Origin of the sequence: Azorhizobium sp. AG788 (assembly GCF_943371865.1) — a bacterium.
GTDB lineage: Bacteria > Pseudomonadota > Alphaproteobacteria > Rhizobiales > Xanthobacteraceae > Azorhizobium.
Genome location: NZ_CALRWL010000022.1, coordinates 1 through 17,654, shown reverse-complemented (window position 1 = coordinate 17,654; position 17,654 = coordinate 1). Strand labels below are relative to the sequence as shown.

Sequence of the window (17,654 nt, the reverse complement as noted above, 5' to 3'; positions counted from 1 at the left end):
TTGCGGGAGCCACACATGAAAACGCCCGCCAGAGGCTGGCGGGCGCAATTCACGCTCGACGATGGAGAGATGCGCTCACCACAAGCTGGGAGGGGCACCGCCATAGATCGGGCCGGGGGCCGGCGGCGGGCCGTAATAGCGCGGCGGGGCGGGATAATAGAGCACCGGGGGCGGGGCGGCATAGACCAGCGGCGCGCGCGGCGGGGCGATGATGATGGCCGGGGCCACAGGCACCGGCGGCGGCGCCTGCACCACCGCAATGGGGACCAGTTCCAGATAGCTGACGGCCACGAACGCCTGACCGGGCCAGCCGATCTGACACCAGGGACCGTTGCAGCTCAGCACCTGGATGGAGGAGCCGCTCGGGAGCTGGCCGACCACCGGCGCGGAGGGGCTCGGCCCCCCGCGCACATTGACGTTGCGCCGCACCACGGCGGGACCGGCGATGTCGGCCGCGACCGCCGGGACGACCGCGGTGGAGACCACCACCGTGGAGACGACCGACGCCAAAACCGCCGCGGCAATCGCCACCTGCCCTAATGTCTTCATCGCATCGCTCCGCCTGGCCGTGCCTACCTCGGGCACGACTGACCATGGGACCCTATTCTGCCCCCATGGTGCATGGGAGCGCTGCGCGAAGCTTGCGTCGGCGTGCCCTCAGGAGCTCGAGGTCACTTCCGCGAGGGCTGCGGTGAGAAATTCGGCCATGTTGCGGCGAATCTGGTGGTCGGAGACATCGAGTCCCTTGGCATCGAAGTCGCCGCGGACCTTCCGGAACACGTCTTCCTCGCCCTGCTCGGCGAGATCGGCGACGATCACTTCCTTGGCGTAGGCTTCAGCTTCGTCCCCGGAGAGGCCGAGCTTTTCCGCCGCCCACAGGCCCAACGCCTTGTTGCGGCGGGCCAAAGCGCGGAAACGAATCTGCTCGTCGTGCGCGAAGCGCGCTTCGAAGCCGTCCTCCCGCTTGTCGAACGTGGTCATGACAGCCCTCATATTGACGTTTTTGTGACGGAAACAATGCGCATCCAGAAACGCTTACGGACGCGCTCCTTGAATATAGGTGCGGTTCCCCTAGATCAACGGCGGCGTTGCCGCCCCCTTCTGAATGCGCAGCCCTGTCCCGCGACCGGGCGCGTTGTAACCCGGCCGGTGATCGGCTAGTGTCTCCCTGGGCGCCTCGTGGACTGCGAACCAGTCGCAAAGCGCCCCGCCGAGGAGCGTCACCCGAGCGGAGCCTTGGCAAAGACATGGATTTCCCCAACTCACGGTACACCCCCATGAGCCGTCGCCGACGCATTTACGAAGGCAAGGCGAAGGTCCTTTATGAAGGTCCTGAGCCCGGTACTCTCATCCAGCACTTCAAGGATGATGCCACCGCCTTCAACAACAAGAAGCACGACGTCATCGACGGCAAGGGCGTGCTGAACAACCGGATTTCGGAATACATCTTCTCGCGTCTGAACGAGATCGGTGTTCCGACCCACTTCATCCGCCGCCTGAACATGCGCGAGCAACTGATCCGCGAAGTGGAAATCATTCCGCTCGAGGTGGTGATCCGCAATGTGGCGGCCGGTTCGCTGTCCACCCGCCTCGGCATCGAGGAAGGCACGGCGCTGCCGCGTTCGATCATCGAATTCTATTACAAGAACGATGCTCTGAACGATCCTTTGGTCTCCGAAGAACACATCACCGCCTTCGGCTGGGCGACGACCCAGGAGATCGACGACATCATCGCCTTGGCGATTCGCGTGAACGATTTCCTCACCGGCCTGTTCCTCGGGGTCGGCATCCGTCTGGTCGACTTCAAGATGGAGTGCGGCCGGCTGTGGGAAAACGACATGATGCGCATCGTCGTGGCCGACGAGATCAGCCCCGATTCCTGCCGTCTGTGGGACGTGAAGTCCAACGACAAGATGGATAAGGACCGCTTCCGCCGCGACCTCGGCGGGCTGGTGGAAGCCTACTCCGAAGTGGCGCGCCGCCTGGGCATCCTGGGCGAAAACGAGCCGAATCAGAGCAAGGGTCCGTCCCTGGTGAAATGATCCGGCTTGAGCCGGATTGAGGCAAATGCTAGGTGCGGGGGCCGTGAGGCCCCCGCTTTCCGTTGTAAGCTAGGTCTTTGTAAGCCGAGGTCTTGCGCCCCTGCGTGAAGCAGGCGCCTGCGGGCCGATGTCCTTATGAACCAGGCGTGCGCGCGCATCCGTCCATGCGCGCTGCATCGCCGTTGCGAGTGAGTATCCATGAAAGCGCGCGTCATCGTCACGCTGAAGTCCGCCGTCCTTGATCCCCAGGGCAAGGCCATTGAGGGCGCGCTGCGCTCGCTGGGCGTCGCCGGGGTCCAGAGCGTGCGCCAGGGCAAGGTTTTCGACGTGGAACTGGCCGGCAATGACCGCGCTGCGGCCGAGGGCGCCCTGAAGGACGCCTGCGACAAGCTGCTGGCCAATACGGTGATCGAGACCTATCGGGTCGAGTTCGCCGACTGATCCATACGCGTTCCATTTCCATGGCCGCACCGAGGCGCGCATGGTACCTACGGACGATCGACTGACAGGACCGGCCCAGGGTCGGGCAGGGTCCGGTCGGGCAAGGTCAAGTGGGGCAGGGCAACGTCGGGCCGAGGCGCGGCGCCGCCCGCACGGCGCATCCCAGCCTTGCGCCCGTGCCCCTGTTCGCCTCGGTGGGTCTATGTCATTCAACCGTCATCTGGGCGTCCGTCACCTCGGCGTCCGGTGGTGCCGAACCCGGTGCATCGGTGCCAAGCTCGTTCCTTCGGTTCCGTTTCCTCCTGAACGCAGGTGCCCGGGGCAGGCCGTCAGTGGCCCCCCTGCCGCACCCCGCGCGGATACACGCTGAGAGCCCATGAAAGCAGCCGTCCTTCTCTTCCCCGGCTCCAATCGCGAAGGCGATGTCGCCCGCGCCCTGCGCCTTGTCACCGGACAGGAGGCGAAGGTCGTCTGGCATGGCGAGACCGAGCTGCCGCCCGGCACCGATCTGGTGGTCCTGCCCGGCGGCTTCTCCTATGGCGACTATCTGCGCTGCGGCGCCATCGCCGCCCGCGCCAACATCATGGATGCGGTGCGCGCCCATGCGGCGCGCGGCGGTCTGGTGGTCGGCATCTGCAACGGCTTCCAGATCCTGTGCGAGGCGGGCCTGCTGCCGGGCGTGCTGGTGCGCAACGCCAAGCTGCGCTTCGTCTGCCGCGAAGTGTTTCTGCGGGTGGAGCGGGCTGATACGGCTTTTACCCGCGCCTATCGCAAGGGCGAGTTGATCCGCGTGCCGGTGGCCCATGGCGAAGGCAATTATACCGCGGATGCTGCCACCATCGCCGCGCTGGAAGGCGATGGCCGGGTGGCGTTCCGCTACGCCCGCGCCCATGGGGAGATCGACGATACCGATGGCCCCAATGGCTCCATCAATGGCATCGCCGGCATCTATTCCGAGAAGCTCAATGTGCTCGGCATGATGCCCCATCCCGAGAATTACGTGGACGCGCAGGTGGGCCCCACCGATGGCCGTGGCCTGTTCGAGAGCCTCGCTGGAGCACTGAAGGCCGCGTGAGGGCCGGGCGCGACCTCGCGCCCGCCACCGGCGACCCCTTACAGATTTGGATCGGACGGACGTGAACGTGATCCCCAACACCCCTACCATCACCCCGGAACTGGTGGCCGAACACGGCCTGAAGCCGGAAGAATACCAGCGCTTCCTGGAGCTGATCGGGCGTGAGCCCACGCTCACGGAGCTGGGCATCGTCTCCGCCATGTGGAACGAGCACTGCTCCTACAAATCCTCCAAGGTATGGCTGCGCACCCTGCCCATCAGCGGCCCGCGGGTGATCCAGGGCCCCGGCGAGAATGCCGGCGTGGTGGACATTGGTGACGGCCTCGCCGTGGTGTTCAAGATGGAGAGCCACAACCACCCCTCGTTCATCGAGCCCTATCAGGGCGCGGGCACCGGGGTCGGCGGCATTCTGCGCGACGTGTTCACCATGGGCGCGCGCCCCATCGCGGCCCTGAATGCGCTGCGCTTCGGCGACCCCCACCATCCGCGCACCCGCCGCCTGCTGGCGGGCGTGGTGGCCGGCATCGGCGGCTATGGCAATTCGTTCGGCGTGCCCACCGTGGGCGGCGCCATCGGCTTCCATGAGCGCTACAACGGCAACATCCTCGTCAATGCCATGGCGGTGGGCATCGCCAAGACCGACGAGATCTTCTATGCCGCCGCCGCCGGCGTCGGCCGCTCCATCGTCTATCTCGGCTCCAAGACCGGCCGCGACGGCATCCACGGCGCCACCATGGCCTCGGCGGAATTCGGCGCCGATGCGGAAGAGAAGCGCCCGACCGTGCAGGTCGGCGACCCGTTCGCGGAAAAGCTGCTGCTGGAAGCCTGCCTGGAGATCATGCAGGCCGGCTGCGTCGTCGCCATCCAGGACATGGGCGCCGCGGGCCTGACCTGCTCGGCGGTGGAAATGGGCGCCAAGGGCGATCTCGGCGTCGAGCTGGACCTCAACGCCGTGCCGTGCCGCGAAACCGGCATGACCGCTTATGAAATGATGCTCTCCGAGAGCCAGGAGCGCATGCTCATGGTGATCGCGGACGGCAAGGAAGAGCAGGCGGAAGCCATTTTCCGCAAGTGGGGCCTGGACTTCGCCATCATCGGCAAGACCACCGACACGCTGCGCTTCGTGGTGAAGCACGATGGCGAGGTCATGGCTGACCTGCCCATCAAGGAACTGGGCGACGAAGCCCCGGAATACTATCGTCCGTTCGTGGAGACCCCGGCCCGTCCGGTGCTCGGATTTGCCGATGTGAACCACGCCCTGTCGGTGGGGGATGCGCTGGAACGGCTGATTGCCTCGCCGGACCTGTGCTCGAAGCGCTGGGTGTGGGAACAGTATGACCATCTGATCCTGGGCAACACCGTGCAGCGCCCAGGCGGCGATGCCGCCGTGGTGCGTGTGGGCGACGGCCCCAAGGCGCTGGCGCTGACCACCGACGTGACCCCGCGCTATTGCGAGGCCGATCCTTTCGAGGGCGGCAAGCAGGCGGTGGCGGAAGCCTGGCGCAACCTCACCGCCGTGGGCGCGACCCCGATCGCGGTCACCGACAATCTCAATTTCGGCAATCCCGAGAAGCCTGACATCATGGGCCAGCTGGTGGGCTGCGTGAAGGGCATCGGCGCCGCCTGCGAGGCGCTCGACTTCCCGGTCGTGTCCGGCAATGTCAGCCTCTACAATGAGACCAGCGGGCAGGGTATCCTGCCTACCCCGACCATTGGCGGCGTGGGTCTCATCGACGATCTGGGCACGGCCATGGACCTGGCGTTCAAGGGGCCGGGCGAAGGCATCTTCCTGATCGGCAAGACCACCGGCTGGCTCGGTGCCTCGGCCTATCTGGCGGAGATCTGCGACCGCGAGGAGGGCGCGCCCCCGCCGGTGGATCTGGTGGCGGAGAAGCGCAATGGCGACTTCGTGCGCGGTCTGATCCAGGAAGGCTTCGTCACCGCCGCCCATGACGTGTCCGACGGCGGCCTGCTGGTGGCGATCGCGGAAATGGCCATGGCCGGCCGCATCGGCGCCTCGGTGGATGGCGTGCCGCACGGCATGCCGCCGCACGCTTTCTGGTTCGGCGAGGATCAGGCCCGCTATGTGGTGACCATTCCCGGCGGCCACGCCGCCGAAATGGTGCGGCGGGCGGAAGCCGCCGGCGTGCCGGTGACCAAGCTGGGCAAGACCGGCGGCGACCGTCTGGTGCTGGCCGGCGAGCGTCCGATCGTGGTGGAAGCCCTGCGCGACCGTAACGACAGCTGGCTGCCCATCTATATGGGCGCCAACTGATTTCCCGTCCTCTGCAGCAAAGGCACATCCCATGGCCATGGATGCCGGCGAAATCGAGCGCCTGATCAAGACCTCCTTCCCCGACGCGGTGGTGGACATCACCGACCTCGCAGGCGACGGCGACCACTATGCCGCCACCGTTGTCTCGGAAGCGTTCCGGGGCAAGAGCCGGGTGCAGCAGCACCAGATGGTCTATGCCGCCCTTCAGGGCAACATGGGCGGCGTGCTGCATGCGCTGGCCCTGAAGACCTCCGCCCCGGCCGCTGCCTAAGGCACCGGTCGCCCTCTCCCGCCGCTTGCGCAATCTGGATAGGATTGCGCGGAACGGTACCGGAGGGTGAAATGGGCGGGGGCAAGAGCGACAGGCTGGCGTCAAAGCCGCGCGTGAGATCGGCGTCCGCGCCGCAAACCGGACTGTCACGCGACTCGATCTGGCACCAGCCGCGCGTCTGGCTGGGCGCCTTCGCGCTCTGCGTCGTGCTGGTCACGTTCAGCGTTGCGTTTGTGGATCGCCCGGTCGCGCTGTTTTCCCACGCGGTCATCGGCCGCCACCCCATCTTCTTCGACATGCAGGCCCCGCCCAACCTCTTGGCGCCGGCGGCTGCCGTTCTGGTGGTGGGTCTCGGCCTGAGCCAGATGTTCGGTCGGGTGCCCCGTCGCGCCGAGCGGGTCGCGCTGACCGCATCCGTGGCCCTGATCGTGGCAACGGCGCTGAAGGATCACCTGAAATACGTGTTCGGCCGGGCGTGGCCGGAAACCTTCATCCACAATAATCCCTCGCTCATCGGCGACGGCACCTATGGCTTCTTCTGGTTCCATGGCGGGCCGGAGTTCGCCTCCTTCCCCTCCGGCCACACCACTGTGGCTGCGGCCGTGGCGACCGTGGTGGGCTGCGCCTATCCGCGCCTGAAGCCGTTGTGCTGGCTGCTGGTGGCGGTGGTGGTCATCGGTCTGCTGGGGATGGATTATCATTTCGTCGGCGACATGATCGCCGGCGGCTTCCTTGGCGGCGCGGTGGGGCTGTGCGCGACCAGCCTGTCGGGAACCGCCATGGGGCAGCCGCGCTGACCGCCGATGGCGGTGATCCGCCGCCTGCACCTTGCGCTTTTGCCCCTCAAGCCCGATCTTCCATGCGGGAACCGGCGCGCCGCCGGGCGCTATTTCGGATGAGAGACCATGAGCATCCATGAATTCATCGACCGCGAGGTCAAGGGCAACGACGTGGTGGTGTTCATGAAGGGCACCCCGCAATTCCCGCAGTGCGGCTTCTCCGGCCAGGTGGTGCAGATCCTCGACCATCTGGGCGTGGCCTATAAGGGCATCAATGTCCTCGAATCCGACGAGCTGCGCACCGGCATCAAGGCCTATGCCAACTGGCCGACCATTCCGCAGATCTATGTGAAGGGCGAGTTCCTCGGCGGCTGCGACATCGTCCGCGAGATGTTCCAGGCCGGCGAGCTGGTGCCGCTGTTCGAGGAAAAGGGCGTCCCCCTGCACGACCGCGCCATCGGCTGAGGTGGGCGCCGGTTCTGGCCATATCGGCAGGCAGAAACAAAAATGCCCGGGCTGGACCCGGGCATTTTCATGTCTGGCACTGGGACGCGGATCAGGCCCGCCCGAACACCCGGCGGAAGATCGTGTCGGCATGCTTGAAGTGGTAGCCGAGGTCGAACTTTTCGTTGATGTCGTCCTCGGAGAGGAACTTGCGCACCTCTTCATCGGCCAGCAGGAAGGCGCGGAAATCGCCTTCGCCGCGCCACACCCGCATGGCGTTGCGCTGCACCAGCCGATAGCTGTCCTCGCGGCTGGCGCCCTTCTGGGTCAGGGCGAGGAGCACGCGCTGGGAATGGATCAGCCCGCCGAGCTTATCCATGTTCTTCTGCATGTTGTCGGTGTGGATCACCAGTTTGTCGATCACGCCGGCCATGCGCATCAGCGCGAAGTCCAGGGTCACGGTGGCGTCGGGGCCGATCATGCGCTCCACGGAGGAGTGGGAGATGTCCCGCTCGTGCCACAGGGCGACGTTTTCCAGCGCCGGGGTCACATAGCCGCGAACCATGCGGGCAAGTCCGGTGATGTTCTCGGTGAGCACCGGATTGCGCTTGTGCGGCATGGCCGAGGAGCCCTTCTGGGCTTCGGAGAAATACTCCTCCGCTTCCAGGACTTCGGTACGCTGCAGATGGCGGATCTCGGTGGCCAGGCGCTCCATGGAGGAGGCGACGACTCCGAGCGTGGCGAAATACATGGCGTGGCGATCGCGGGGGATCACCTGGGTGGAGACGGTCTCCACCTGGAGGCCCATCTTCTCCGCCACATATTCTTCCACCCGCGGATCGATATGGGCATAGGTGCCCACCGCCCCGGAAATGGCGCAGGTGGCCACTTCGGCGCGGGCATCCACCAGGCGGGCGCGGTTGCGCTGGAATTCCGCATAGGCAATGGCCAGCTTGATGCCGAAGGTGGTGGGCTCCGCATGGATACCGTGGGAGCGGCCGACCGTGGGGGTCAGCTTATGCTCGAACGCGCGGCGCTCCAGCACCGCCAGCAGATGGTCCACGTCGGCGATCAGCAGATCCACCGCGCGGGTCATCTGCACCGCAAGGCAGGTGTCCAGCACGTCGGAGGAGGTCATGCCCTGGTGCACGAAGCGCGCCTCGGGGCCGACGATCTCGGACAGATGGGTCAGGAAGGCGATGACGTCGTGCTTCACTTCGCGCTCGATGGCGTCGATGCGGTCCACGTCGAAGGTCGCGGTGCTGCCCTTTTCCCAGATCTTGGCCGCGGCGTCCTTGGGAACGATGCCCAAGTCGGCCATGGCATCGGCCGCATGGGCCTCGATTTCGAACCAGATGCGGAAACGGGTCTCGGGGGACCAGATGGCGGCCATCTCGGGCCGGCTGTAGCGGGGGATCATCGCTTGGCTCGCGCGCCTCTTGTTAAAGCCAGCGCTCTAACAGATCGGCGGGCGGCGGGATAGGCCCAGCGTCCGGCGCTCAAGGACCGGAGGCAGGCGGCGGGCTCTGCGCCGCCGCGCGCCGGTGGATGAGATTGGCCAGGGGCCGCATCAGATAGGGCAGCATGTAGATGGGAAACTGCGCCAGCCCCACATAGAGCCAGCTGCTGTCGGGAATGATGCCGCCGGCGGCGGCGATCAGCACCATCATGTTGCGATGGCCGGCGGCAAAGCCCAGCATCAGCGCCTGCCCCTCGCCGGCAAAGGGCCGGAACAGCAGCGCCGTCACCGCCAGGGCGCCCAGGGAGACCGAGAAGGCGAGGGCGCCCACCCCGAGCACCTCGCGCGGATCCGCCAGGAACCGCGCCGTCACCCCGTCCATGAAGGCGACCGCCAGCACCAGCAGCAGCAGGACATTGATGCCGTCGAGGCTCTCCTTCCAGCGGGCGAGCCGGTCGGGACCGGACAGGCGGCGCAACGCGAAGCCGACGCAGCCGGTGGACAGCAGCACCAGTCCCAGCCGCAACGCCAGCGACAGCGGATCCAGCGTCAGCGCCATGCCGCTGAACGCCGCCACCACGGTGGGCGCGGTGATCGGCGTGACCACCATGGCCGCCACCATCACCAGGAGGCTCAAGCCCGGATCAAACCCCATCAGCGCCGCAAACGCCGGCGCCGACATGATCGGCGGCGAGGAGGCCTGGATCACCAGCGCCAGCAGAATGTCCGGATCGCCGGGCGGCACCACATAGGCCACCGCCAGCCCCAGGATCACCGGCAGGATGCCCATGATCCAGACCAAGGCGAACAGTGCCAACCCCACATGCCGGCCCGCCCGCAACCGCGCCAGATCCGTGCGCATGAAGGAGATCACCAGCATCACGAAGACGCAGGGCATCAGCAGGGGTTTGGCGGAGCTGGCCAAAGGCGGAAAGGCGAGGCCGATGAAGACGCTGCCCGCCACCACCAGAGTGCCTTTGCGGCCCACGGCCGCAAGCGCGCGGGTCAGGCCATTCAAAACGGGGGAGAAAACCATGCGACTCGGCAATGCTCTGGAAAGCGGCATCCTTGACCGCGCCGCCCGGCCGAGCAACCGCGAAACGACTGGTGCCCGCGCTGGCGTCGCGACCCGTTGCCGGATAAAAGACCCCGCTGACGCGCGTCGCCTGCGCGCCGCGGCTTTCCCCCTGCGCCGGGCGGGATTAGGTTGCAGCTGAGGCCGGACAGGGTCCGGCACGCCGAAGTGAGGTCCCTTGCGTTACGTCTCCACCCGCGGTGAGGCTCCGCCTCTGTCGTTCGCCGATGCACTGCTGGCCGGGCTTGCCCGCGACGGCGGTCTCTATGTGCCCGAGACCTGGCCGACCCTGTCGGCGGCGGATATCGCCGGCATGGCGGGGAAATCCTATGCGGACGTGGCGCGCACGGTCATCACCCCGTTCGTGGGCGACGCGCTGCCAAAGGCGGCGCTGGACCTGATGATCGACGACGCCTATGGCGCCTTCCGCCATCCGGCCACCGTGCCGCTGGTGCAGGTCGGCCCCAACCGTTTCCTCTTGGAGCTGTTCCACGGCCCGACCTTGGCGTTCAAGGACGTGGCCATGCAATTGCTGGCGCGGCTCATGGACCATGTGCTGTCCGCCCGCAACGCCCGCGCCACCATCGTCGGCGCCACCTCCGGCGACACCGGCAGCGCCGCCATCGAGGCCTTCCGCCACACCGACGCGGTGGATGTGTTCATCCTCTATCCGCACAACCGGGTATCCGAGGTGCAGCGCCGGCAGATGACCACCGTGGGCGGCGCCAATGTGCACGCCATGGCCATCGAAGGCACGTTCGACGACTGCCAGGCCCATGTGAAGGCCATGTTCAATCATGCCGCCTTCCGTGACCGGATGGCGCTGGCGGGGGTGAACTCCATCAACTGGGCGCGCATCGTCGCCCAGGTGGGGTATTATTTCTATGCGGCCGTGGCCCTGGGCGCGCCCCATCGCGAGGTGTCGTTCGTGGTGCCCACCGGCAATTTCGGCGACATCTTCGCCGGCTGGGTGGCCAAACGCATGGGCTTGCCGGTGCGTGATTTGACCATCGCCACCAACGTCAACGACATCCTGGCCCGCACGCTCCAGACCGGGCGCTATGAGGTGAAGGGCGTGCAGCCCTCCATGTCGCCCTCCATGGACATCCAGGTGTCGTCCAATTTCGAGCGCCTGCTGTTCGAAGCCTTGGACCGCGACGCCGCCGCCGTGCGGCAGCTGATGGGCTCGTTGAGCCAGTCCGGGGCCTTCACTCTGCCGCACAGCGCCTTGGCGGCCATCGCCGGCGAGTTTTCAGCCGAGCGCGCCGACGAGCCGGAGACCGCGGCCACCATCGCCCGACTCTATCGCGACGCCGATTATGTGGCCGACCCGCATACGGCGGTGGCGCTGGCGGTCGCCGACAAGATCGAGCACGCCCGCAAGGTGCCGCAGGTGGTGCTGTCCACCGCCCATCCGGCGAAATTCCCCGATGCGGTGGAAGCCGCCACCGGCAAGCGCCCGGCTCTGCCGCCCCATCTGGCGGATCTGTTCACCCGACGGGAGCGCACGACCGTATTGCCCAATGATCTGAACGCCATCGAGAGCTTCATCGCCGCCCGCGCCCGCGTCGCGTCGGGAGCCTCCGCATGAGCGAGGTTGCCAGCGGTGTGAAGCTCACGGTTCTCGACAACGGCATCACCGTGGTCTCCGATTCCATGCCGCATCTGGGCACGGTGTCGCTGGGCATCTGGGTCGGCGCCGGCGCCAGGGACGAGGGGGAGCACGAGCACGGCATCTCCCATCTGCTGGAGCATATGGCGTTCAAAGGCACCCGCCGGCGCTCGGCGCGGCGCATCGCCGAGGAGATCGAGCAGGTCGGCGGCGATATCAATGCCGCCACCTCGGTGGAGCAGACCTCCTACAATGTGCGAGTTCTGGGCGAGGATCTCGGCCTCGGCCTCGACATCCTGTCCGACATTCTGACCGAGCCGGCGTTCGCGCCGGACGAACTGGCGCGGGAAAAGAACGTCATCGTCCAGGAAATCGGCGCGGTGATGGATACGCCCGACGATCTGGTGTTCGACCTGTTCCAGGAGCACGCTTTTCCCGGCCAGGCGGTGGGCCGCTCGATCCTTGGCACGCCGGACACGGTGCGCAGCTTCGATCCGGCGGGTCTCAGCGCCTATCTGGAGCGCACCTATCGCGGCCCGCGCATGGTGGTGTCGGCGGCGGGTGCCGTGGATCACGACCAGTTGGTGGCGGAGGCTGCGGGGCGGCTGAAGACCATCGGTTCAGAGGCGAAAGCCGCGGCGCCATCGGCCACCTATGGCGGCGGCACCATTCTGACCCCCCGCGACCTGGAGCAGGTGCATGTGGTGTTGGGCCTGGAGGGACGCTCCTTCCGGCATCCCCAATATCATGCGCTGCAGGTGCTTTCGAACGTCCTGGGCGGGGGCATGTCCTCGCGCCTGTTCCAGGAGGTCCGGGAGGAGCGCGGGCTCTGCTACTCGATCTATTCCTTCCATTGGGCCTATGCGGACACCGGCCTGTTCGCGATCTATGCCGGCACCGACACCGGTGATGTGGGCGAACTGACCAATGTGGTCATCGACCAGCTCATGGCCGTGGGCGAGACCGTCACCGAGACCGAGCTGGCCCGCGCCAAGGCGCAGATGAAGGTGGGCCTGTTGGCGGCGCTGGAGAGTTCGGGCGCCCGTGCTGATCAGGTGGCCCGCCAGATCCTCGCCTTCAACCGGGTCATTCCGGTGGAGGAGATCGTCGCCAAGGTGGACGGCGTGACCGTGGAGGCGGTGAAGCAGGCGGCCCGCGATCTGGTGGCCGGCGGTCGCCCCACCTTGTCGGCCATCGGCCCCGCCGCGGGTCTCGATCCCGCCGCCAAGGCGGTGGAGCGGCTGCAACGGCGCTGAACCAACGTTGCAGGCGGTCGGCGGTTGACAGGAACCGTTGAAGGTCCGTTGATCGCGTAAATCGGGTTTGGCGTGCCGGCAGGCGGCATAGGGCAGTGAAGGCTGCGGTACAGGTCGGATCATGTGGTTGCTGAGGTCGGTGTTCCCCTCGGATCAGCTCCCGGTCATCGCGGGGGAGGGCGTGTATCTGCGCGTGCCCCAGGCCGGTGATTTCCAGGCCTGGCGCGATCTGCGCTCGGAGAGCCGCCCTTTCCTCACCCCCTGGGAGCCGGTCTGGCCGGCGGACGACCTGTCCCGTGCCGCCTACCGCCGCCGCATGCGCCGCTACGCCCGCGACATGGTGGCGGATGAGGCCTATCCGCTGTTCCTGTTTCGCAGCGACGATGACGCTCTGGTGGGCGGGCTGACCTTGTCCAACATCCGCCGCGGCGTGTGCCAGGCGGCCAGTCTGGGCTATTGGATGGGCGAGCGCTATGCGGGGCAGGGCTATATGAGTGCCGGGGTCGCCGCCATGCTGCCCCTGGCCTATGACGTGTTGCGGCTGCGGCGGGTGGAGGCGGCCTGCATGACCAACAATCGCCCCTCGATCCGGCTGCTGGAGCGGCTCGGCTTCGTGCGCGAGGGCTATGCGCGGCAGTATCTGTGCATCAACGGCATCTGGGAGGACCATTTGCTGTTCGCGCGGCTGCGAACCGACCGCGCCATGCCCCGCCCCGCGCCATCGCGGCGCGAGGCCGCCCAATAAGGCCGACCCGCCCCGCTTTCGCCGCGCTCAGTTCGGCTGCTTCACCCCAGTGGGAACGAGCGGGCTCGGCTTGGCCATCTGCTCGATCACCGAACGTACGGCGGCATCGCCGCCACGGCTGCGCACCGCCTCCAGCAACGGCTGGGCGGCACCGGAGCGCCGGATCAGGCTCTGGGCATCGGGCATGACATAGGCATTGTCCCACGGGCCTTGGACGATGAACGGCAGCTCGAACGGCACCCGCCCCACCTGACCCGCCGCCGGAACCGGTCCGACCAGGCTCGCCTCGCCCTTCAGATCCAGGTCGCGCTGGACCACGGACACCGACCCGCCGAGGGACAGTTTCACCTGCTTGCCTTCGACGGCCACGCTTTCAAGCGTGGCGGTGCCATTGTCGATCCGCGCCTTGGCCTTCAGTGACGTGAAAGGTGTGCGCCCGCCGCGCAGTTCGCCGCCGCCCGACAGCGGGCGCTGCTCGATGTGCCGCAGCGCCTGCGCGATATCGAGGCCGAGGACCGCCCCGGCGCTGCCGGTCATCGACACATCCCCCGAGAGCGACTGGGCAATGGCATGAATGCTGGCGCCGTGGCCCACCAAAGCCGCCTCCAGCGTTCCGGTGCCGTCGATCCGCTTCACGTCGGCAATATCCGAAAGCGCCCGGTCGAGAGCGACGCCAGTGCCCTCCAGTTCCACCCGCACCGCCAGCCCATCGGTGGGAACCTCCGCAGGGGCCAGGGTCAGGGAGGCACGCAGCAGCCCGCCCCAGGCCTGGGCTTCGCCAATGGCCATCACCAGACGGCCGCCGCGCAGCACCGCGGTGCTGGCGACCCGCTCGAACACACTGTCCTCCGCCCGGACACTGGCGGCGGACAGCCGCAAATCCAGGTCCACCTTCTTCAGTGGCGAGACGTCCAGGCGTCGGTGATCCCACTCGTGGCCACCGGGGCCGGTCATGGACACCCGGCCGTAGGGGGTGATGTTGAGGGCGTCGGCGGCGAACGTGCCTTCCACCAGCGGACGCTCGCCATCCAGCTTCACGCTGAGGCCGCCCTCGCTGCGGTTGCCGTCCATTTCGATATAGGCCGGGGTGAGGGCGATTTCCTTGGCGTGCGCCGATAGATGGGCGCCGAAGGCGAAGCGCCCGAACCCGCCCGCCGTCGGCGTGGTGGTGCCCACCCAAGCCAAGAGCGCCCGCAGATCCGGCGAATCGGCCGAAATCTCGCCCACCGCCGCGGGACTGTCGCCCGCCGCGGCGACGCCGCGGAACTTCAGCCAGGATCCGTTCGCCGACAGATCCAGCCGGGCGTCGCTGTCCGTGCCGTTGAGGAAGGCCTGGGCGTCGGAAATCATGACGCGCCCGGACGCCACGGTCTGGCGCCAGGTAAAGTCGGCGGTGGCAGTGATGCCCTTGCCGCCCGAGGCGTGGTCCAGACGGGCATCAATGCCGCTGACCAGTTCCTGGGTCAGCCCGCCGGCGTCGCGCCAGGCGATGGTGCCGTTCAGGATCCGCAGGCTCGGCGCCGTCGGCACACTCACGAACGATGCCAATGTCAGGTGCGGGACCGTCACCGGCCCGGACATGATCAGGATGGGACGGTCAAAGGTGACGCTGGCCACTTCGACCTTGCCCAGCAGCAGGGGCAGGAGCCGGATGCGGGCGGTGGCGCGATCCGCATCAAGGACCGCCGCTCCGGGCATGGAGAACACCAGTTGCCTCAACACCACCTGCGGATAGGGCAGGAGGGAGAGGTTGCTCTCGCCAAGGATGCGGACCTCCCGCCCGGAACTCTGCGCCAATGCTTCCGACGCGGCACGGCGCACCTCGGTCTGCGAGACCAGGGCCGGCGCCAGCGCGACCGCAAGCAGGCACAGCCCGGCCAGCACACCGACCAGAAGGGCCACCACGAGCGACGCGCGCCGGGCAGTTGGACCAAAGATCACCACGATCGTTCGAACAGTCCTGTTGGCGGTAAAGGAGCCGGCGACCGTCACACGCCTGAAGCGACGCGACGGGACGCTCTGCCGGGAGAGTGGCGGGGACAATCGTCGGGGTCTGTGTCGCTTTCATGGCTTTGCCCGCCTGACAGGCTGCCAGGGAGGAGCTATGAAACGGGGCTGGAAGAGGGGTAGTTTCAGCGCGTCTCGATCAGCCGTTCCTAGCGGTGATCGATCAGGGAGGGAAGCATGACCGACACCGCCATTCACCCACTGTGGCAGCCGAGTGCCGAGCGCATTGCGCGCAGCCACGTGACGGCGCTGATCGGAGAGGTCAACGCCCGATTTGGCACCACCTTGTCGACCTATCGGGACGTGCACAGCTGGTCCATCACCCACCTGCCCGAGTTCTGGGACATGGTGTGGGAGAATTGCGGCGTGATCGGCGACAAGGGCACCACCCATCTGGTCGATGCCGACAAGATGCCGGGCGCCCGTTTCTTCCCCGACGCGACGCTGAACTTCGCGGAGAACCTCCTGCGCCGCAAAGGGCCCGGGGAGGCCATCATCTTCCGCGGCGAGGACAAGCTGGAAACGCGCCTGTCCTACGATGACCTCCACGCGCTGGTCTCGCGCCTGCAGCAGGCGCTGAAGGCTGAAGGCGTGGGCGTGGGCGACCGGGTGGCGGCGATGATGCCGAACATGCCGGAAACCATCGCCATCATGCTGGCAGCCACCTCCATCGGCGCGATCTTCTCGTCCTGCTCCCCGGATTTCGGCGAGCGGGGCGTGCTGGACCGGTTCGGCCAGATCGAGCCCAAGGTGTTCTTTGCCTGCGACGGCTATTGGTACAACGGCAAGAAGGTTTCCATCGCCGACAAGCTGGTGGAGATCACCAAGCACATGCCCACCCCGTCCAAGGTGGTGGTGATTCCCTATCTGGGCGAAGCGGAAGCCGTCGCCGCCCGGCTCGGCAAGGGCGCGGCGCTGGGGGACTTCATCGCGGCCTTTCCCGCCACCGACGTCACCTTCGAGCGGCTGCCGTTCAATCATCCCATCTACATCCTGTTCTCCTCCGGCACCACGGGCGTGCCGAAGTGCATCGTTCATGGGGCGGGCGGCACCCTGCTCCAGCATCTGAAAGAGCATCGCTATCAGTGCGATCTGTCGGCGGGCGACCGGCTGTTCTACTTCACCACCTGCGGCTGGATGATGTGGAACTGGCTGGTCTCGGGCCTGGCCAGCGAACTGACCCTGTGCCTGTTCGACGGCTCGCCGTTCGCGCCCAATCCGCGGGTGCTGTTCGATTATGCCCAGGCGGAACGCTTCACGGTGTTCGGCACCTCGGCCAAATATATCGACTCGCTGCACAAGGAAGGGCTGAAGCCCAAGGACACCCATGACCTCTCATCCTTGAAGGTCATCACCTCCACCGGCTCGCCTTTGGCGCCGGAATCGTTCGAATACGTCTACAGCTCCATCAAGTCCGACGTGCATCTGGCCTCCATCTCCGGCGGCACCGACATCGTGTCGTGCTTCGTTCTGGGCGATCCCACCTCGCCGGTCTGGAAGGGCGAGATCCAGGCGGCGGGCCTGGGCATGGCGGTGGACGTGTGGTCGGAGGAGGGCAAGCCGGTGAAGGAGGAGCGGGGCGAACTGGTCTGCACCAAGCCGTTCCCCTCCATGCCGGTGATGTTCTGGAACGACCCGGACGGCGCCAAGTACCACGCCGCTTATTTCGGGCGCTTCCCCAACATCTGGTGCCATGGCGACTTCGCCATCTGGACCGAACACGGCGGCCTGATCATCCTCGGCCGGTCCGATGCCACCTTGAACCCGCAGGGCGTGCGCATCGGCACGGCGGAAATCTACGCCCAGGTGGAGCAGATCCCCGACGTGATGGAATCGGTGGCCATCGGCCAGGATTGGGACAATGACGTGCGCGTGGTGCTGTTCGTGCGCCTGCGCGAGGGCGTCACCCTTGATGAGGACCTGATCCGCCGCATCAAGACCCAGATCCGCACCGGCGCCAGCCCGCGCCATGTGCCGGCCAAGGTGGTGCAGGTCCACGACATTCCGCGCACCCGCTCGGGCAAGATCACCGAACTGGCGGTGCGCGAGGTGGTGCATGGCCGCCCGGTGAAGAACACCGAGGCGCTGTCCAATCCCGAAGCCCTGGACGAGTATCGCGAACTGCCGGTGCTTCAGGACTGAGGCCAGCGGGAATTCGGTGCGCGGCTCGGCG

At 66.9% G+C, this 17,654-nt stretch carries 16 protein-coding genes; 11 read left to right on the top strand and 5 right to left on the bottom strand.

The window, feature by feature from the left end:
- Window positions 1–75 precede the first annotated feature (75 nt).
- Together AAG816_RS14160 and AAG816_RS14155 are read right to left on the bottom strand one after the other, a co-directional pair.
- A complete protein-coding gene (locus AAG816_RS14160; RefSeq protein ID WP_341990296.1) occupies window positions 76–549 on the bottom strand; it encodes an SH3 domain-containing protein in 474 nt (157 codons plus the stop codon).
- Window positions 550–657: 108 nt separating this feature from the next.
- Window positions 658–981, bottom strand: coding sequence for a DUF1476 domain-containing protein (locus tag AAG816_RS14155; protein WP_341990295.1), 324 nt, complete (start codon window positions 979–981; stop codon window positions 658–660).
- Between the two features lie 266 nt (window positions 982–1,247).
- Here AAG816_RS14155 and purC point away from each other — a divergent pair, with 266 nt between their 5' ends.
- The 7 genes from purC (at window position 1,248) to grxD (ending at window position 7,348) form a co-directional block, all read left to right on the top strand.
- Window positions 1,248–2,042, top strand: a complete 795-nt coding sequence (gene purC, locus AAG816_RS14150; RefSeq protein ID WP_341990294.1) for a phosphoribosylaminoimidazolesuccinocarboxamide synthase — start codon at window positions 1,248–1,250, stop codon at window positions 2,040–2,042.
- Window positions 2,043–2,240: 198 nt separating this feature from the next.
- Complete coding sequence (purS, locus tag AAG816_RS14145) at window positions 2,241–2,483, top strand: phosphoribosylformylglycinamidine synthase subunit PurS (protein WP_341990293.1); 243 nt, start codon at window positions 2,241–2,243, stop codon at window positions 2,481–2,483.
- Between the two features lie 376 nt (window positions 2,484–2,859).
- On the top strand, window positions 2,860–3,558 hold the full coding sequence (gene purQ / locus AAG816_RS14140) for a phosphoribosylformylglycinamidine synthase subunit PurQ (protein WP_341990292.1): 699 nt from the start codon (window positions 2,860–2,862) through the stop codon (window positions 3,556–3,558).
- Between the two features lie 67 nt (window positions 3,559–3,625).
- Entirely contained in the window at window positions 3,626–5,833 is a 2,208-nt protein-coding gene (gene purL, locus AAG816_RS14135; protein WP_341990368.1) for a phosphoribosylformylglycinamidine synthase subunit PurL, read from the top strand.
- Window positions 5,834–5,864: 31 nt separating this feature from the next.
- Window positions 5,865–6,104, top strand: coding sequence for a BolA family transcriptional regulator (locus tag AAG816_RS14130; protein ID WP_341990291.1), 240 nt, complete (start codon window positions 5,865–5,867; stop codon window positions 6,102–6,104).
- A gap of 113 nt (window positions 6,105–6,217) precedes the next feature.
- Complete coding sequence (locus AAG816_RS14125) at window positions 6,218–6,901, top strand: phosphatase PAP2 family protein (protein WP_341990290.1); 684 nt, start codon at window positions 6,218–6,220, stop codon at window positions 6,899–6,901.
- Between the two features lie 108 nt (window positions 6,902–7,009).
- Complete coding sequence (gene grxD / locus AAG816_RS14120) at window positions 7,010–7,348, top strand: Grx4 family monothiol glutaredoxin (RefSeq protein ID WP_341990289.1); 339 nt, start codon at window positions 7,010–7,012, stop codon at window positions 7,346–7,348.
- Window positions 7,349–7,439: 91 nt separating this feature from the next.
- On the opposite strand, the gene purB is transcribed toward grxD, so the two are convergent.
- Together purB and AAG816_RS14110 are read right to left on the bottom strand one after the other, a co-directional pair.
- Window positions 7,440–8,747, bottom strand: a complete 1,308-nt coding sequence (gene purB / locus AAG816_RS14115; protein WP_341990288.1) for an adenylosuccinate lyase — start codon at window positions 8,745–8,747, stop codon at window positions 7,440–7,442.
- Window positions 8,748–8,826: 79 nt separating this feature from the next.
- Entirely contained in the window at window positions 8,827–9,822 is a 996-nt protein-coding gene (locus tag AAG816_RS14110) for a hypothetical protein (RefSeq protein ID WP_341990287.1), read from the bottom strand.
- A 217-nt stretch (window positions 9,823–10,039) separates the two neighbouring features.
- On the opposite strand from AAG816_RS14110, the gene thrC reads away from it, so the two are divergent.
- The 3 genes from thrC (at window position 10,040) to AAG816_RS14095 (ending at window position 13,474) form a co-directional block, all read left to right on the top strand.
- Window positions 10,040–11,452 (top strand): threonine synthase, encoded by a 1,413-nt coding sequence (thrC, locus tag AAG816_RS14105; protein WP_341990286.1) that lies wholly within the window; start codon window positions 10,040–10,042, stop codon window positions 11,450–11,452.
- Window positions 11,449–12,729: a pitrilysin family protein gene (locus tag AAG816_RS14100; RefSeq protein WP_341990285.1), complete on the top strand. Its 1,281-nt coding sequence runs from the start codon at window positions 11,449–11,451 to the stop codon at window positions 12,727–12,729. The genes thrC and AAG816_RS14100 overlap by 4 nt, the downstream gene beginning before the upstream one ends.
- Before the next feature lie 121 nt (window positions 12,730–12,850).
- Window positions 12,851–13,474: a GNAT family protein gene (locus tag AAG816_RS14095; protein WP_341990284.1), complete on the top strand. Its 624-nt coding sequence runs from the start codon at window positions 12,851–12,853 to the stop codon at window positions 13,472–13,474.
- A gap of 27 nt (window positions 13,475–13,501) precedes the next feature.
- Here AAG816_RS14095 and AAG816_RS14090 read toward each other — a convergent pair whose 3' ends face one another.
- Complete coding sequence (locus AAG816_RS14090) at window positions 13,502–15,379, bottom strand: AsmA family protein (RefSeq protein ID WP_341990283.1); 1,878 nt, start codon at window positions 15,377–15,379, stop codon at window positions 13,502–13,504.
- Window positions 15,380–15,658: 279 nt separating this feature from the next.
- On the opposite strand from AAG816_RS14090, the gene AAG816_RS14085 reads away from it, so the two are divergent.
- Window positions 15,659–17,623, top strand: a complete 1,965-nt coding sequence (locus AAG816_RS14085) for an acetoacetate--CoA ligase (protein ID WP_341990282.1) — start codon at window positions 15,659–15,661, stop codon at window positions 17,621–17,623.
- Window positions 17,624–17,654: the final 31 nt, after the last annotated feature.

What these genes read in the sequence shown, in the direction of transcription:
- purQ (WP_341990292.1), top strand. Translation starts at nt 2,860, where the DNA reads ATGAAAGCAGCCGTCCTTCTCTTCCCCGGCTCCAATCGCGAAGGCGAT.
- purS (WP_341990293.1), top strand. Translation starts at nt 2,241, where the DNA reads ATGAAAGCGCGCGTCATCGTCACGCTGAAGTCCGCCGTCCTTGATCCC.
- AAG816_RS14155 (WP_341990295.1), bottom strand. Translation starts at nt 981, where the DNA reads ATGACCACGTTCGACAAGCGGGAGGACGGCTTCGAAGCGCGCTTCGCG.
- AAG816_RS14085 (WP_341990282.1), top strand. Translation starts at nt 15,659, where the DNA reads ATGACCGACACCGCCATTCACCCACTGTGGCAGCCGAGTGCCGAGCGC.
- grxD (WP_341990289.1), top strand. Translation starts at nt 7,010, where the DNA reads ATGAGCATCCATGAATTCATCGACCGCGAGGTCAAGGGCAACGACGTG.
- AAG816_RS14130 (WP_341990291.1), top strand. Translation starts at nt 5,865, where the DNA reads ATGGCCATGGATGCCGGCGAAATCGAGCGCCTGATCAAGACCTCCTTC.
- purC (WP_341990294.1), top strand. Translation starts at nt 1,248, where the DNA reads ATGGATTTCCCCAACTCACGGTACACCCCCATGAGCCGTCGCCGACGC.
- AAG816_RS14110 (WP_341990287.1), bottom strand. Translation starts at nt 9,822, where the DNA reads ATGGTTTTCTCCCCCGTTTTGAATGGCCTGACCCGCGCGCTTGCGGCC.
- AAG816_RS14160 (WP_341990296.1), bottom strand. Translation starts at nt 549, where the DNA reads ATGAAGACATTAGGGCAGGTGGCGATTGCCGCGGCGGTTTTGGCGTCG.
- AAG816_RS14100 (WP_341990285.1), top strand. Translation starts at nt 11,449, where the DNA reads ATGAGCGAGGTTGCCAGCGGTGTGAAGCTCACGGTTCTCGACAACGGC.
- purB (WP_341990288.1), bottom strand. Translation starts at nt 8,747, where the DNA reads ATGATCCCCCGCTACAGCCGGCCCGAGATGGCCGCCATCTGGTCCCCC.
- AAG816_RS14095 (WP_341990284.1), top strand. Translation starts at nt 12,851, where the DNA reads ATGTGGTTGCTGAGGTCGGTGTTCCCCTCGGATCAGCTCCCGGTCATC.